Raw genomic sequence first — 15,570 nt, forward strand, 5'->3', positions numbered from 1 at the left:
AGCCCGCTCGGCGTGAGCGCCCCCTCGAGCCCGGCGAGCGCGAAGCCGAGGCTGCCGGGCGGCCGGAGCACCTCTTGAGCCGGAGGGCATTCCTTGGTATGATCGAAGCATATGTTTTCGACGGGAGTGCGCAGCGTGTGTTTTCGGCGGGGGTGCGCAGAGTTGCAATGACCAGCCTGCCCGTCGAACCCTTCACCTGGCGCCGCGTCGAGCTGCTCCAGCGCATCCTCGACACCCTGCCCGATCCCATTTTCATCAAGGACCGGGCGCATCGCTGGGTCGCCGTCAACGAGGGGTATTGTAAGCTCGTCGGGTACCCGCGGGAGGAGCTCATCGGCAAGGACGACAGGGGGTTCTGGCCCGCCGAGCAGGTCGAAGTCTTCTGGGAGCACGACGATCTCGTCGTGAGCACGGGCGAGCCCGACGAGAACCAGGAGGTGGTCACCGGCGCCGACCGCGTCGAGCGGACGATGTGGACGCGCAAGTACCCCATGCGCGACGACGCCGGGCAGGTGGCCGGGCTCTGCGGCATCATCACGGACATCACGAACATGAAGGGCAAGCTCGTCGCGGCCGAGCGGCTCGAGGCTGAAAATCGCGCGCAGCTCGGGATCATCGAGGCGCAGCGTACGCTGCTCGAAAAGCTCGCGGTGCCGGTCGTGCGCATCTGGCAGGGCGTCTTGCTCCTGCCGCTCGTCGGCACGCTGAACCAGGAGCGGGCCGCGCAGGTCACCGAGAGCGTCCTCGCCGCGATAGGCGACGCTTCCGCGCGCTTCGTGATCATCGACGTGACGGGCGTCCCGCTCGTCGACACCATGGCCGCCGAGGCCCTGCTGCGCACCGTGCAAGCCGCGGCGTTGCTCGGCTGCGAGAGCGTGCTCGTCGGCATGGGCCCCGCCGCGGCGCAGACCCTAGTCGGGCTCGACGTCGACCTCGGCCGCATCACGACGCGCGGCAGCCTCGAGCGCGGGCTCGAGTATGCGCTCGGCCGCCTGTCCTACCGGATCGTTGCAGCGAGACAGGTGGCCACCTCCGGGGAGCGGTGACATTGCGGGCCAGTCCGCGCCCCGCCGGCGGGCAGGGTCCAGCTGCTCGGGCGTACGTACCCAGGCGCATGGCCATCCCCGCCCTGTCCAAGGTCGTCCGCCACCGCCGCCGCCACGTCGCGATCACCGTGCTCGCCGCCGGCGCGATCGCCGCCCTCATGCCCCGCCGCGCGGCGAAGAGCCCCGCAGGCTTATCTCACGGGGCGACCCGACAGAGAAGATGCATGATAGGCTGAATGCGGACCAGCCCAGATCATGTGGCCCAGCATGAGCGGTGTCGGCGTACGGCATATTGAACGAGAAAAAGTTACTCGCTGGATTGCCGTCGCTGTTGCGAACGATGAGCCCGTACATGGTGTCGGCCTGGAGCGTGACCAGCCCCGTGGACACCCACAGCATCACGGGCGTGCTCCCGCCCACCGCGCTCTTTGCCTCGGTGAATCGAGCGCACGCGCTCACGGATTCGCTCGCAATCGTCGTCGTCGGCAGGCCAGTGCTGGCATCGATGTTGACGAGAGATCCCACGAGAGTGCCGCCGTTCCCGCCGCCATAGCCGCCTGCGCCGGGCTGGTCACAGCTCGCCCCCTTCAACTTGAAGCCAAAGTAGAAGCGGTCGATGGTCACCGTGGAACGCGGGACGAAGCGGAGCAGCGCTCGATAGTTTGATTGTTTGAGCGGCGAGTCGTTGACGTTTGCGATTCCGATCGGGATGCTGTCTCCGATGCCGTCGAGGCTGGACTCGCTCGCCCCGCTCTCAGGAAGGGCGGCGTCTTCGTCGAGGTCGCCGGACTGACAATCGACAAGCATGGGGAGCACGAACGCCGGCAGGAGGCGTCCGGAGGTCAGCATCGCCCGGGCGCCGAGCTCCTTGAGCGTAGCGCTTGATAACATGAGTCGCGCGTGGCCGTGCTTCATGAGAATCCTGTTTGTGTTGCGTCTTGTTGGCCTTCTTCGCCGCGCAGCTCATCTACCTCTTCAACCGCTCGAACCTCGGCGCGCTGCTACGGGCCTCCCCGGGGCGGCCGCGCCTCCCGCGCCGGGCCCACGCTCAATCGGCGCACATGAGCTGATCGATGAACTTGAAGGTATCGATGCGGGGCTCCCGCTGCACATCGGCCGCCCCGGAGGCGTCGTCGCGGCGCTCCGAGCAGCTCGCGTGTCGATGGCAGACGCGCGCAGCGCCGCCTCGCCCGGACGAGCGGGCGCGACGCGATCCCGCGCGGCCACGGAGGAGGTCAGCGAGGCGCCGTTCGCCGCCCGGATCCGGGCAGCTCACGGGACTTGATGCCAGCACCGGAAGCGGTCCTTCAGATTATTTTGTCATGGCGTCCGCGACCGTCGGGCCACAGCCCCGGAGCGCTGAGCTGCCGGGGGCTCACCTGCGACCACGGAAAGTGAGGCCGGCGTTGAACAGAGCCAGACCGAGCGGGAACACACAATACGGCGCTCGACATCCGCACACTCGTCGACGCCGCCGGCGCCGTGGTCATTGCCACCGCAGACCTCGCGCCGTTCAGCCTTTGGCCGTTCCGATGATTGCGAGGTTAACGACGATGATCACACAGACTGTCCTTCGGGGGGGGCTCCTCCCCGTGGTGCTCGGGCTCACGGCGTTCGCTGCGGGCTGCCCCGGCGGCGATGACCAGGCCAGCCCTGGCACGAACGGCGATGGAGGCTCGGACGGCAGCTCGGCGGTCGAATGGGGAAGCTGCCCGGACGACTTCATCTCCGAGTGCGCCACGGTCGCCCTGCCGCTCGATCCATCGAAGCCTGACGGCGAGACGCTGCCCGTCTTCGTGTCGCGCCACCTCGCGCCGGGCGGAGCGGCGAAGGCGCAGGTCTGGCTCCTGCAAGGTGGCCCCGGCGACTCCGGCAACATGTTCACGGGCTTCATCGAGCAGCTATGGGAGCGCGTGATGCCCGATGTGGACTGGTACGTGCTCGAGCACCGCGGCGTCGGGCTCTCGAGCCGCTTCGAATGCCCGGTCCAGGAGGACCCGAGCTCGGAGGACGGGGCGGAGATCAGCGCGAGCGAGTGGCCCGCCTGCATCCAGGCGTTGAAGGCGCAGTGGGGCGACGATCTCGCGCACTTCACGACGTCAGCCGACGCCGACGATCTCGCGCGCCTCATCGAGCGGACGCGCGAGGACGGCAAGAAGGTGATCCTTTACGGCGCCTCGTACGGGACGGCGCGCGCGCTGCGTTTCTTGCAGAAGTACCCCGAGGCGGTCGACGCCGTGATCCTCGACTCGATCGTATCGCCGGGCGCGCAGTACCTGTCCTCGTACGATACGCAGTTCGATCCCGTGCTAAAGGACATGTCCGCGATCTGCGCCGCCGATCCGGTCTGCGGGGCGAAGCTCGGGCCCGACCCCTGGGCGAAGGTCGACGCGCTCTTCGGCAAGCTCACGAAGGGGCACTGCTCGGAGCTCGGCACCGGCGTCGCGCTGTTCGCGTCGATCGCCCCGGCCTTCGCGCAGATGCGCACCCTGCGGACGCACCTCTTCCCGCTCGCTTACCGCATGGACCGCTGCGAGGCGGGCGACGTGCAGGTGGTCGGCCGCTACATGCAGGTTCTGGGCGGCTCCTCCTCGCAGGACGACGGCGGCGAGCCGCGGGGCTCGGACGTCCTGGCGAGGCACGTGGCCCTCTCCGAGCTGTGGGAGGAACCGGCCCCGACCCCGGCCGAGCTCCAGGCGCGCTGCGATGCGCAGCACGCCTGCCCGGGGGCAGCGCTGGAGATCGGCCAGCTCTACGATGCCTGGCCGCGGTATCCGCACGACCAGTTCTGGGGCGAATGGCCCCGCTCCTCCGTGCCCATCCTGGCGATGAACGGCCTGCTCGACCCGCAGACGCCCATCGGCCCGGCGAAGCTGGCGGCCGACAGGCTGACCGCGCCCCACCAGACGTTCGTGGCGGTGCCCTGGAGCCCGCACGTGGTCGCGATGGAGTCCCCCGTGAAGACCGCCGATGCGGCGCCCTGCGGCACGCAGATGATGGCGAAGTTCATCGCGGCCCCCGAGGCCCCTGTCGATACGTCGTGCCTCGAGGACCTCGTGCCCGTCACGTGGGACGAGGATCCGGCGGTCGTCGAGATGCTCTTCGGCACGAAGGACATGTGGGAGAACACGGCTTCGCGCGCCCCCGCGCCGAGGCAGGTGGCGCCGGTCGACTGGGCGGCCGTCGCGCGCCTCGCGCGTGAAAGGAGCCTCCGCGTCGGGCGCTGACCCGTCGTGCAACGCACGTCCGGCGACATGCGGCTCAATCCGCGTCTGCATGTGGTCTTCCTCGACGGGGCTTATCACGAAGACGGCACCGAGCTGCGTGCCATGGACCGGAACGCCGGGGGGTTCGGTCGTACCATGGACATCGTTCCGAACGAGCGAAGCTACACCGTGACCATCGGCGTAGTCCCGTATCCCACGTACTATTTCGCCTTCGTCGATCTGGACGGCGACGGCTGGCCGGACCCGGACGAGCCGCTCGGCGTGGACCCCGAGAACCCGATCGACTCGGGCTGCGACGAGCCCACCCGCGCCATCACCATCAAGCTCGCCGGGGCGAGGTGAGGTGACGCTTCGGCTCCTCCCGCAGACTGCTTCGTTCAGGCGGCCCCTTGGATGGGATGAGGCAGCCCACGCGGCGCCTGGACCCATGATGCTGACCGCACCGACCCGAGCCTCTGCTCGACGCGTTCGCGCGGCGGGGCCTGCGAAGGCAGCCCGAAGCACCGTGGAGATCGGCCCATCGGCCGGCCAGCGCCCCGCCGGCCGGTGACCCCGCGAGCCAGCCTCGAGGGCGTCTATGCGCTCGGGTTGGGGCTCACGATTCCGTGATCCCGGCGCCCGCCTCCGAACATAGCTGCAGCAGACGACGATCAGCGCGACCTTGGCCGACCCCCCTGCGCGCGCGGAGGCGGCGCGCGATGCGGTCCGGCCGGCGCCATCACCTGCTCTGGCTTCGCCAAGCTCCTGGCTCGCCCAAGCTATCGTCCGCATCCGTCACCCCAGGCCCGCGGTTGTGTTGCCCGCGGCTCGTGCTACCATCCCGGCCTAACAGTTCATTCAAACCGACACTGCTTCGCAGGTCGGCTTGACTCAGGCGTCAGGCGTCGTCGCGCACTCTCATTGATGGAGGAAGGACCATGAAGAAGCCGACTGCCACGGGCAAAGAGCCCAATGTCGTCGATCCCGAGGCGTGGGCTCATGCCCGCGCGGAGCTGCTCGCCGCCGAGAAGGCGGCCACCCGTGCCCAGGACGCAGTCGCAGCACAGCGTCGCCGTTTGCCGATGGTGAGGTTTCGATCCGACTATGCGTTCGTAACTCCACGCGGAACGGTCTCGTTGCTCGACCTGTTCGGTGAGAATAGCCAATTGCTCCTTTACCAGTTCATGGACACGGGTCCGAAGCACATTTGCCCGGGTTGCACATGGTTTACCGACGGCATCCCGGCCAATGGCCTCGCGCGGCTCGCGCAAGCCGGCGCGAGTTGGGCGACTGTATCGGACATGCCGCTGGAGCAGATGCAGAGAGTGTGGGAGCATCAGCACTGGATGCACATTCCGTTCGCATCGTCGCGAGGCACGACCTTCTCCGCTGACTGTGGGGCAGGAGGCAACTTTCTGCTCAGCGTGTTCCTCCGGAACGCCGACAGCGTCTACCGCACCTATACCACCACGCGACGTGGGGTGGACCGGCTGGTCTTCGCCAACAGCATGCGAGACCTCTTGCCTTACGGGCGTCAGGAGGAGTGGGAGGACTCACCGCCCGGTTACCCTCAGCATCCGACCTGGTGGGTCCAGGATCTTCCTCATCCACACGACACCAATGACGCATGACAAAGCGGTTCAGCCGGCGTCCCCGCTTCGCGGGACCGCGGCTGAACGCTGGCGTTGAGTCGCTCTGGACATATCGAGGTTGTCATGGAAAAATGCATTAGATGTGACGGAGAGCTCGAGAAGGGCTTCATGATCGACAGTGGTGACAGTGGCATCGGCAGCCAAGCCAGCTGGGCAAGCGGTGCTCCCAACACCTCACCCTGGCGGTTCTCTGCCGTTCAATCCGGCAACAAGACGCTACCTGTAGTCACTTACCGCTGTAGGAGTTGCGGCCGCCTTGAATCGTTCGCACATGTCGCGGCCTAGCAATTCAATCAAGCCGAAGCCGCTTCGCGGCTCGGCTTGATTCAGGCGTTGGGCCGGCAGAGTGCGGGACGCAGGCACGATCCCGAGACAGGCGGCAGCGCATCGAAGGGCCCGGCGACAGGGCGGCGCGCGAAGGAGAACCCCTCGGCGCTGCGACGCCAGGTCAGGCGCCGACCCCGATCGGTGATGCCGCGGCCCTTCACCGCGGGCGACGCCGCGGCGGAGGGCGCCCCGCTCGGCCACACCGGAGCCGCCCTCGGCGGCGAAACAGGCGGAAGCCACGAAAATTGCTACTGTTTCCGGCGATCGCTCGTTATCGACCGGTTTCTCTGGCGGGACTTCTGACGCGCGACACCAGCCCTACGGCAGCTCCGCCAGGGGGCCCTTCCTGTACGCTGTGTCGTTCCCGAAGTGGGCGTCCTCGTGGCCGAAGGCGCGCAGGATGGACGTGTAGACGTTGTGCGTCGAGACGTCGGTCTCGTACTCCGACTGCGTTGGGTCCGCGCTCGCGCGCTTGTTGTAGTTCACGTGCCGGCCGCCCGGCCACCTGCCGCCTGCCTTGCCGGCGAGCAGGACGGGGATGTCGCGCGGCGAGTGCCCGCCCCCGCACCCGAACTCGCTCGTGAAGAGCACGACGCTGTTGTCGAGCATCGTGCCGTCGCCCTCGGGGGTGCTCCTCAGCCCGTCGAGCAGGCGCGCGAAGATCTCCATCCGCCAGTTGCGGTTCGCGAGGATCGTCTCACGCCAGTCCGCGAGCTTGTCGGGCTCCGCGCCGCTCGGCCCTACGTCGAGGCCAGCGTGGCCGAGGCTGTGGCCGAGATCGGTGCTGTAGGGCTGAGGCAACCAGCTCGTCAGGACGTCGGCGATCTGGAACGTGGCTACATGCGTGAGGCCGCAGCGGAGCGCGTGCAGGAGGATATCGACCATCAGGGGAGCGGCCTCCTCGATCCCTCCCCCCGTGTACGAGCCGTATCCCTGGTACACGGGCGCACCGCCGACGTCCGGCCTCGTGCAGGCCGCCAGGTTGGCGACGCCTTCGAGCTTCTTCTCCAGGCTCCGGATGTGCTCGGCGTGCGCGTCGAGCAGGTGCCTGTCGGCCGCGCTCACGCGCCCCTTCAAGGCCGCGAGGTGCTCGCTCACGCCGTCGAGCACGCTCTTGCGCTGGGCGCGGATCCGGAGCTGCTCGGGCGTCGGGCCCGACGAGGACTCCGCGACGTCCTTGAACAGCCTGTCGAAGGCGCTCGTCGGGTCCTTCTCGGTGGACACCTGCTCTCCCGCGGCGCTGTAGAGCGGCTCTCCATAGTTGTGGCCGTCGACCATGAGATCGATGGACGAGAAAGGCGTCGGGCTCTGGCCCGCGAGCCGCTGGGCGATCACCTGATCGATCGACGGGCCGAGCGCCCTGGCGTCGTCACCCCCCGAGGTCGTATCGGCGCAGGTGAGCACTGTCGCGTTGGAGCAGCCGTGGTGCCCGCCGTAGTCCCCCTGGACCACGCCGGCGGCGTCGTCGACGCCGCGGAGCAGGGTGAGGTCACCCTTGTACGCCTCGAGCGGGGCCATCTCCTCGCCGAGGACCTCGAGCGCCTGTCCCTCGCCGCCCGGCGCCCAGAGGTCGAGCATGCTCCAGGCGCCCGGCTTCCAGGGATCCCCCTTCTCGCCGGACGAATGGCGGGACGTGATCGTGCCGCCATGGCTGAAGAACACGATGAACCGCCGGGCCCTGCCGTCGGCCGCCCAGACATCCCCGTGCGTCGCCTCGAGGAACGGCAACGCGACGCAAAGGCCGGTAGCGGTCCTCAGAAAATTCCTTCGGCTGAAAGCGGCGCGTTTCATAAGCTCACTCCCCGGCTCGGCGCAGGTGCAAGAAGGCGTTGCTCGTCGTCAGGTCGAGGAGGAGGTCGCGCAGGCTGCCGCCGCTCTCGGGCGCCGGCGTGGCCGCCTCCACCGACGCGAGATCCTGGTCGATCGGCACGCGCCGGAGCGCCGTCTGGAAGAAGCGCTTCGTGAGGCAGCCGCGCGCCGCGGCGCTCGCCGCGAGGGCCGCCGACATCGCGACGCCGCCGTCGACCTCCGCGGCCTCCCGGTCCGGACCGACAGCGGGGAGGCTGCCGCGCGCGTCGATGTCGAGCGCGTACGGGCCTGTCGCGTCCTCGCCCCGCTCCTGCGCCTGCCAGCGCCCGAGCGCGTCGTAGTGCTCGAACGCGAAGCCGATGGGGTTGATGGCCACATGGCAGCTCGCGCAGTTGCCGCTCGACGTCTTGGCCAGCACGTCCTCCCGGACCGTCCTGCGCACCAGCGCGCCGTTCTCCTCGACGGCCCCGCCCTTGACCGGCACGTCGCTCGCGTTGGGAGGCGGCGGGCCGAGGGGGCGACAGAGCACCTGCTCCAGGATGTACGCGCCGCGGCGGATCGGCGACTTGACCTCGATGCTGCCAAACACGCTCAGGAAGGCCGCCCGCGTGAAGATCCCAGCGCGCTGGTCGCCGGGGAGCGAGACCCAGGAGAAGGTGCTGTCGTCCGCGGGGCCCTCCACCCCGTAGAGCGCGGCGAGGGGCCCGTTCACGTACGCTTCCGTGGTCGTGAGCAACGTCTCGAAGCGGCCGTCCCCCTCGAAGAGCACGCGCTCCGCCAGGGCCTCGATCTCCGTGCGCATGGCGGCGCGCAGCGCGGGTGAATCCTCGGGATAGACGTCGGGGCTCTTCGGCGCGCTCTCGAGGGAAGCGTGCTTGTTCGTCCCGTCGAGCTCGAGCCAGTCGGCGAAGAAGCGCCGCGCCGTGGCCCGGGCGCGGTCGTCCGAAAGGAGCCGCTCCGCTTGCGCGCGCACGCCCTCCGCCGAGTCGAGCGCGCCGGACTCCGCGGCGTCGAGCAGCGCGTCGTCCGGCGTCGTGTTCCAGAGGAAATACGAGAGGCGCGCCGCGCGCTCCCAGCCCGTCAGCGGGCGGACGCCGGAGGCGAGCGCCTCGCCCCCGTCCCCTTCGCGGCCTAGCTCGACGAAGTAGTAGACGCTGGGCGACTGGATCATGGTCCTGAGCACGACGAGGAGGGCGTCCTCGAACGACTGCTCCTTCCGCGCCTCGGCGTACTGTCGCTTCAGCATCGCGACCTCGGCCTCGTCGAGCGTGTGCCGGAAGGCGCGACGCCCGAACGTCCGCACGAAGCGGTCCACGCACGTCTCGTCATCCGCGCCGCGCGTGTCGCACGGGAACACCGATGTCCCCCACGACGCGCGTCGCGCGACGATCGCCTCCGCCGCGGCGTTGAGCTTGTCCACGGCGAGCAACGAGGTGACCTCGCCGGCGTCCGGGTCCAGGTCGAGCTCGAGCGCCGGATCGCCGAACAGATCGCGCATCGAGCTCGTGAACTGCTCCGGGGTCATCCGGCGCATCCCCGCGGGCGCCACATCGACCACCTCGCCCCCGCTCGGCGACCCGCTCCGGTCGCCGCCTACATCGCCGACGCAGCCCGGGGTCAGGCCGGGCGCCGCGAGGGCGATCGCGCCGAGCAGCGCCGCCCGCCGTCGCCTCGGCGCCGCGCAGCTATCGAGATCTTCGAGCGATTTCACGACGTTCCGCCTCGTCCACTCCATGGCTTCCCTCCCGGCGCCGTCAGGCGGGTGTCGTCCTCGGGTCCATTCTCCCGGAAGTTATCGAGTCACGCTGTGTGACACGCCCGTTGGACCTACGAGGTGCGATGTCGAGCGAGCGCTGAGCCGAGGAGCGTCTCATTGTTGGATACTAGCCAGTCATGGGCGCGATACCAAGCTCGCAGGAGGCATGGGGCTCATGCACGCCGTGCATGCCGAGATCGTCGTCGGCGCGAATGAGGCGATCTGCGGCGGCCGGGCGCGCCCTCCCCGGGTGCTCGTCGGGCCAGCGCGATCACGGGGAGGGGCGGGTGTGGTGAGCCGCGAGGGCGGGCGCGGCGGGCCGCGGGCTCAGGTCGTGCTCACTCGGGCACGGCGACGATCTGGCCGGTCAAGTACAGCGCGGAGGTGTCCCAGGCGAGCCCGGGCGCGAGCGGCAAGTCGATGTCCACCGACTCGAACGCCCCCACGAGGGCGCCGCCCCAGCCGAGCAGGGTGACTGTGTCTCCGGCCTGGAAGGGCAGGGCGCCGTCCGCCGCGCGGACCTCCAGCGCCCCCCCGTCCAGGACCACGTCCCCATCGGCGTAGAGGAGCGGCGCGGCGCTCGGCCCCGCGACGGTGAAGCTCGTGCTGGCGAGCCACCGCTGCGCGTAGCTCCCGGTAATGCTGATCGAGGGGTAGGCCTCTCCCACGACGAGCGTTCCATAGAGATTGTTGTCGAGATCGCCCACGAAGCTGCCTGTCTCGAGACGCCCTTCGAGGAAGTAGAAGCCGGCGTCCTCCTCGAGCTCGATCGCGCCCGCGGTGAGGTTGCCGTCCTTGATGTACACCCCCCACGACGGCCTGCCGGGGCCGCCGGGCAGCTGCGCGACCCGGAGGAGGCCGCCGATGGTCACGGAGCCTCCATAGTCGATATGCAGCACCGGATCTGCCCATACCGTGGACGCGGACGAGAGGACCGTGACGTCACCGTGGTTGATCCACGACGCGTAGACGTCATCCAGGTAGAGGTAGCCCGCGCCGGTCTGCGAGCGGATCACGGTCTCGCCGGTCACCAGTTTTCCGTGAGCTCCGAGGACGACCCCGCCGAATCCAGCGCCGCTCCCCACCTCCAGGAGCCCCTCGTTCGTCCAGGTGCCGCCCCAGCCGCTCACGGTGACGACGCTGTTCTCGACGGGGTTGCCGAACACCCCCGCGTTCACCGTGCTGAGCTCGCCGCGGTAGACGGAGACCCGCGCGGCTCTGCTCGTTCCGACGGCGAAAACCCCGGTGTTCACCCACCTCGACCCGGAGCCCGTGATGCTCGCCTGGATCGGGCCGTACGGGGTCTTGGAGCCGGTGTACCCGAACAACACGTCGTGCGAGAAGAAGCTCGCGCCCTGCCTTATATCGACCTTGCCACCCCACATATGGCCGATGTAGGCGATCGTCCGGCTCGTCAGGCTCGCGTCGTATCCCTCGACGAGCACCGAGCCGTAGGCGTTGGGGTACGGCCCGCTGACCACGAGATCGTCCGTGATCACCTGCGCGCCCCTGCGCACGATGAGCGCGCCGGTGGAGGACTCGTGTCCGCCGAGCTCGAGGGAGCCATTGTTGATCCACGTCGATCGGTACCCGGTGACCTCGACCGTGCCGCTGCCCTCCTCGTACGGTCCCCCGAGGACGGCGCCGGCGCTGATCACCGTCCCGCGATTGTAAACGAGCACGCTCCCCGTGCGGGGCGGGCCCTCGACCGTGCCGCCGACCAGCAGGGGGCTCGCCCCGAGGTACCACGGGTCGGTCGGGCTCGCGGGCGACACATCGCCGGAGAGGGTCACGTCCGCGCGCGCTGGCCCCGCCGCGCTCACCGACACCGCCGCGAACAACGCCGATAGGACGCATCGAGCTTGCTGGTTCATAGATATCCGCTCTCCGTGAAGAAGTTCACACCGCACGACGCATCATTCGCCCTCGCTCCGGCAGGCGCCGGACGCGGGAGGTCAGGATCCTCGAGCTCGTGCCGGGGAGACTCCAGGCGCCATCGGGCCATGAGCGGCGCGCGGCGGGAATACCACCTTGGTGGTACGCTCGTGCCCTCCATGCCCCGCTCCGACGACGGCACCCTCACCGCGCAGGCCCCCGCAGACCGGCTGACGCTGCGCTCGAACAAGATCCGCGTGGAGATCGTCCAGGGCCCCGACGCCGGGGCCGTCGTCGAGCTCCCCGGCCCCGAGGCGAGGGTCGGGAGCGATCCCGGCTGCGATCTCCAGCTCAAGGACCGCATGGTCAGCCGGCTGCACCTCGTCCTGCGCATCGAGCGGGACCGGATCCGGGTCATCGACCCAGGGAGCCGCAACGGGACGACGGTGGACGGCGTCCAGGTCCGCGACGCCTATGCGCGGCCCGACGCGTCGATCCTGATCGGGAGCTCGGCCCTGCGGCTGCGGATGCTGAGCACGATCGTGGAGCTGCCCCTCTCCACGCGGGATCACTTCGGCGGCCTGCTCGGCAGGAGCGTGGCCATGCGCCGGATCTTCGCGGTCCTGGAGCGCGTCGCGCCCACGGACACGACGCTGCTCATCGAGGGGGAGAGCGGCACCGGCAAGGAGCTCGCCGCGCGCGGCGTCCACGAGGCGAGCGGGCGGGCGGGCGGTCCCTTCGTCGTCTTCGATTGCTCGACGGCCTCGTCGGCGCTGCTCGAGAGCGAGCTCTTCGGGCACAAGAAGGGCGCGTTCACCGGAGCCCTCGAGGACCGCGTGGGGATGTTCGAGGAAGCCGACGGCGGCACGCTCTTCCTGGACGAGCTCGGCGAGCTCCCTCCGGAGCTGCAGCCCAAGCTGCTCCGCGTGCTGGAGAGCGGGGAGGTGCGGCGCGTCGGCCTCAACAAGCCGCGCCGCGTGGACGTCCGGGTGGTCGCCGCCACGAACCGCTCGCTGGCCCGCGCGGTCGAGCTGGGGGCGTTCCGGGAAGATCTCTATTACCGCCTCGCCGTGGTGCCGATCCGCCTCCCCCCGCTCCGCGAGCGGCCCGAGGACATCCCGCTTTTGGTGCGGCACCTGGAGCAGCAGCTGGCCAGCCGCATCCGGGGCGCCGCGCCGCTCCCCGAGCACGTCGTCAACCTCTTCGCCGAGCAGTCCTGGCCCGGGAACGTGCGGGAGCTGCGCAATGCGGTGGCGCGCGCGCTCGCCCTCGGCGCGCCGGAGCCCGCCGGCCAGGGGCCGCGCTCGCCCTCCGGCGCCGGCGGGCTCGAGGTGCGGCTCGACGAGCCGCTGCTCGCCGGCCGGAGCCGCGTCGCGAGGGACTACGAGAAGGCCTACATGGAGCTCGCGCTCCAGCAGACCGGGGGCAATGTCTCGCAGGCCGCGGAGCTGGCGGGGATCGGCAGGAAGTTCGCCTACACGCTGATCCACCGCTTCGGGCTGCGCGGGAGCGATGAAGGGCCGTCGGAGCCCGAGTGACGGTCAACGAGAACGGCATCGCCGTCCCACGTCGAGCGGTCGCACCGGCAGAGACGACGGGGCACGGGCTGAGCGCCGTCCTCCGCGGAACGTGACCCGACGCGGCAGTACCTCCAAGGTGGTATTCCGCGGAGCGGCCGCTCCTACCAGAGTGCTCGAGACGGGCGCGTCGTCAGCCACGCAGTGGCGCCAGCGCCGGTCGTCCAGCCGTCCGGCCGCCCGCCGCGCCTGACGCCGCGCCGGCGTGGCGCTGCCCGCGAACACACCCCCAAGGAGGACACCATGAAGCGGTCAATCGCCCTCTGCTCGCTCCTCGCCCTCTCCGCCTCCGTGCTCGCATGCCTCGGCGGCGAGGACGCGGAGGGGGCCGACCAGGGAGAAGCCGATACGACCGACTGCACGAGCCAGGAGCTCGCCGGCGACCTCGGCTCCGCCACGGGAGCCCTCGTGAGCGCGGGCAGCACCTGCGGCGGCCACGACGGGAGCGTCGCGGGACGGATCCCCAGAAGTGGGCTCAAGCTCTGGCTGCGCACCGACGCCGGGGTCACCGCGAGCTCCGGCAAGGTCTCGTCATGGCGGGATCAGAGCGGCAACGGGAACAGGGCCGACTCGGACGTCGCGGCGGGGCAGCCCACGCTGGTCTCCAGCGCGCTGAACGGCAAGCCGGTCATCCGGTTCCACGGCGCGCAGTCACTCTTCCTCGCCGAGCAGCTCGAGCCGACCCACTTCACGGTCTTCGTCGTCGGCAAAAACGGCAAGGCGTCGGAGACCTTCAGCATGATCCTGGGGCCGGGGAACTCCTCGCCGAACAACCAGCTCCGGTGGGAGAACGGCAGCCAGGCGCTGTTCGTGGGGCTCGGCAACGACATGCCGATCGTCACATCGACCATCGGGAACACACGGGTCTATCACGCCCTGTCGGCGCGCTACGACGGATCGACGATGACCGTCTACAGGGACGGAAACCGCGCCTCGAGCCACGACTTCACCACGACGGGGCCGTGGGTCCTGCTGCAGATCGGCGCCTGGTTCTCGAGCTTTTACATGGAGGGGGATCTCGCGGAGATCGTCGTCTACGAGAGCGCGCTCTCGGAGGGCGACCGCGGCACGGTCAACAGCTATCTCCGGCGCAAGTACGCCCTCCCGTGAGCTGAGCGCTCAGCGCTCCCCTCCAGGCGCGGCGGCGCTTGCATCCACGCCGCCGGGTCGGCCGCGCCGCGTACCCCTTTGGTGGTATGCGGGAGCGCGGCGAGCGGCGCATCCGGTATTCTCGGCTACCGATGCCATCCCCCATCCACCTGACGGCGCGGGAGCAGCGGATCACCTGGGAGCTCATCGAGCTCCTGCACGGCTCCCTCGATCTCCACGAGGTCCTGCGCGGGGCGTACGGCGCGCTCTGCCAGCTGGTGCCGGCGGACCACGGCGCGCTCTGCGTCTCGCTCCCCGGGCAGCCCACGGCGTACGACTGGGCCGTCGCCGATCTGCCGCCGGAGCTGTTCGCGGGGTACGTCGATCTGGCGCCCCACGACTTCGTCCGGAGCGCGGTCATCGCGCGGCCGAACGTGGTGCTGCGCGACAGCGAGATGCTGCCCCGCGAGGCCATCGAGCGGAGCGTGATGTACAGGCGCAGCCGGGAGCTCGGGATGCGGCTGGAGCAGGCCATGGCGGTCCTGCTCGCGGTCGAGCCGGACTGGCACGGCGGGATCACCCTCTACCGCGACAGGCGGCGCCCGTTCTCGGACCGCGAGCGGGCCCTCTTGCAGCTCCTCGCGCCCTCGATCGCGGCCGCGACGCGGGCCTGCCGGCGCCTTGGAGACTCGGCGCGGCGCGCCGACGCGCTGGAGGCGGCGCTCCGCCGCGAGGGGGTGGAGGTCCTGGTGGTCGCCCCGCCTGCGTCCGTGCTCGCGCGCAGCGCGGGCGCCGAGGCGCTGCTCGAGCGCTGGTTCGCGCCCGTGGAGCGGAGCGCCGGCGCCCTCCCGTCGCCGCTGGCCGGCGCGCTCGGCGCGGCCGCGGCGGCGCCCGGCTCCGGCGCCGAGGCCGCGCCCTGGATGCGGCGCACGCGCGACGGACACCTGCGCGTCGACTTGGTCCCGTTCGTCGAGCAGGGGCGGGTGCTGTGGGTGGTGGAGCTGCGCGAGGGGGCGGCTGCGGCGGCGCCGGCGGCGTGGAGAGGGCGCCTCACCGACCGGCAGGTCGAGGTGGCGGAGCGCGTGCTCCGCGGCTGGGACAACGCGCTGATCGCCGAGGATCTCGGGTGCACGCCGGCGACCATCAAGAAGCACCTGCAGCGGGTCTACGACGCCCTGGGGGTGCCGAGCCGGGCAGCGCTCATGGTCCGCGCGACGGAGCGGAGCTGAGCCA

At 70.1% G+C, this 15,570-nt stretch carries 11 protein-coding genes; 7 read left to right on the forward strand and 4 right to left on the reverse strand.

Going from position 1 to position 15,570, the window contains the following annotated elements; genetic code table 11:
- The first annotated feature begins 167 nt into the window (after positions 1 to 167).
- Positions 168 to 1,046, forward strand: coding sequence for a PAS domain-containing protein (locus WME89_RS00660; RefSeq protein WP_438007355.1), 879 nt, complete (start codon positions 168 to 170; stop codon positions 1,044 to 1,046).
- A 156-nt stretch (positions 1,047 to 1,202) separates the two neighbouring features.
- On the opposite strand, the gene WME89_RS00665 is transcribed toward WME89_RS00660, so the two are convergent.
- Positions 1,203 to 1,961: a hypothetical protein gene (locus WME89_RS00665; protein WP_438007356.1), complete on the reverse strand. Its 759-nt coding sequence runs from the start codon at positions 1,959 to 1,961 to the stop codon at positions 1,203 to 1,205.
- A 638-nt stretch (positions 1,962 to 2,599) separates the two neighbouring features.
- Here WME89_RS00665 and WME89_RS00670 point away from each other — a divergent pair.
- The 3 genes from WME89_RS00670 (at position 2,600) to WME89_RS00680 (ending at position 5,883) form a co-directional block, all read left to right on the forward strand.
- The gene (locus WME89_RS00670; protein ID WP_438007357.1) at positions 2,600 to 4,273 is read left to right on the forward strand and encodes an alpha/beta fold hydrolase; all 1,674 of its coding nucleotides are present in this window, start codon (positions 2,600 to 2,602) and stop codon (positions 4,271 to 4,273) included.
- Between the two features lie 6 nt (positions 4,274 to 4,279).
- Positions 4,280 to 4,615 (forward strand): hypothetical protein, encoded by a 336-nt coding sequence (locus WME89_RS00675; protein WP_438007358.1) that lies wholly within the window; start codon positions 4,280 to 4,282, stop codon positions 4,613 to 4,615.
- Positions 4,616 to 5,190: 575 nt separating this feature from the next.
- Positions 5,191 to 5,883, forward strand: a complete 693-nt coding sequence (locus tag WME89_RS00680) for a DUF899 family protein (RefSeq protein ID WP_438007359.1) — start codon at positions 5,191 to 5,193, stop codon at positions 5,881 to 5,883.
- A gap of 666 nt (positions 5,884 to 6,549) precedes the next feature.
- Here WME89_RS00680 and WME89_RS00685 read toward each other — a convergent pair.
- From WME89_RS00685 to WME89_RS00695, 3 genes are all read right to left on the reverse strand, one after another.
- Positions 6,550 to 7,959 (reverse strand): DUF1552 domain-containing protein, encoded by a 1,410-nt coding sequence (locus WME89_RS00685; RefSeq protein WP_438007360.1) that lies wholly within the window; start codon positions 7,957 to 7,959, stop codon positions 6,550 to 6,552.
- 67 nt (positions 7,960 to 8,026) lie between these two features.
- Entirely contained in the window at positions 8,027 to 9,751 is a 1,725-nt protein-coding gene (locus tag WME89_RS00690) for a DUF1592 domain-containing protein (RefSeq protein WP_438007361.1), read from the reverse strand.
- A 383-nt stretch (positions 9,752 to 10,134) separates the two neighbouring features.
- Positions 10,135 to 11,670: a hypothetical protein gene (locus WME89_RS00695; protein WP_438007362.1), complete on the reverse strand. Its 1,536-nt coding sequence runs from the start codon at positions 11,668 to 11,670 to the stop codon at positions 10,135 to 10,137.
- Positions 11,671 to 11,850: 180 nt separating this feature from the next.
- Between WME89_RS00695 and WME89_RS00700 the strand changes: the two genes are divergently transcribed.
- The 3 genes from WME89_RS00700 to WME89_RS00710 all read left to right on the forward strand — a co-directional run bounded on the left by WME89_RS00700 (position 11,851) and on the right by WME89_RS00710 (position 15,566).
- Positions 11,851 to 13,209 (forward strand): sigma 54-interacting transcriptional regulator, encoded by a 1,359-nt coding sequence (locus tag WME89_RS00700; RefSeq protein WP_438007363.1) that lies wholly within the window; start codon positions 11,851 to 11,853, stop codon positions 13,207 to 13,209.
- Between the two features lie 282 nt (positions 13,210 to 13,491).
- Positions 13,492 to 14,358 carry a LamG-like jellyroll fold domain-containing protein gene (locus WME89_RS00705; protein WP_438007364.1) on the forward strand — a complete coding sequence of 289 codons (867 nt, stop codon included), beginning with the start codon at positions 13,492 to 13,494 and terminating at the stop codon, positions 14,356 to 14,358.
- Between the two features lie 131 nt (positions 14,359 to 14,489).
- A complete protein-coding gene (locus tag WME89_RS00710; RefSeq protein WP_438007365.1) occupies positions 14,490 to 15,566 on the forward strand; it encodes a helix-turn-helix transcriptional regulator in 1,077 nt (358 codons plus the stop codon).
- The last annotated feature ends 4 nt before the right edge of the window (positions 15,567 to 15,570 follow it).

Origin of the sequence: Sorangium sp. So ce321 (genome assembly GCF_051530195.1) — a bacterium.
GTDB lineage: Bacteria > Myxococcota_A > Polyangia > Polyangiales > Polyangiaceae > Sorangium.

Coding starts and splice junctions, on each gene's coding strand:
- WME89_RS00680 (WP_438007359.1), top strand. CDS start 5,191: ATGAAGAAGCCGACTGCCACGGGCAAAGAGCCCAATGTCGTCGATCCC.
- WME89_RS00695 (WP_438007362.1), bottom strand. CDS start 11,670: ATGAACCAGCAAGCTCGATGCGTCCTATCGGCGTTGTTCGCGGCGGTG.
- WME89_RS00700 (WP_438007363.1), top strand. CDS start 11,851: ATGCCCCGCTCCGACGACGGCACCCTCACCGCGCAGGCCCCCGCAGAC.
- WME89_RS00665 (WP_438007356.1), bottom strand. CDS start 1,961: ATGAAGCACGGCCACGCGCGACTCATGTTATCAAGCGCTACGCTCAAG.
- WME89_RS00705 (WP_438007364.1), top strand. CDS start 13,492: ATGAAGCGGTCAATCGCCCTCTGCTCGCTCCTCGCCCTCTCCGCCTCC.
- WME89_RS00660 (WP_438007355.1), top strand. CDS start 168: ATGACCAGCCTGCCCGTCGAACCCTTCACCTGGCGCCGCGTCGAGCTG.
- WME89_RS00670 (WP_438007357.1), top strand. CDS start 2,600: ATGATCACACAGACTGTCCTTCGGGGGGGGCTCCTCCCCGTGGTGCTC.
- WME89_RS00710 (WP_438007365.1), top strand. CDS start 14,490: ATGCCATCCCCCATCCACCTGACGGCGCGGGAGCAGCGGATCACCTGG.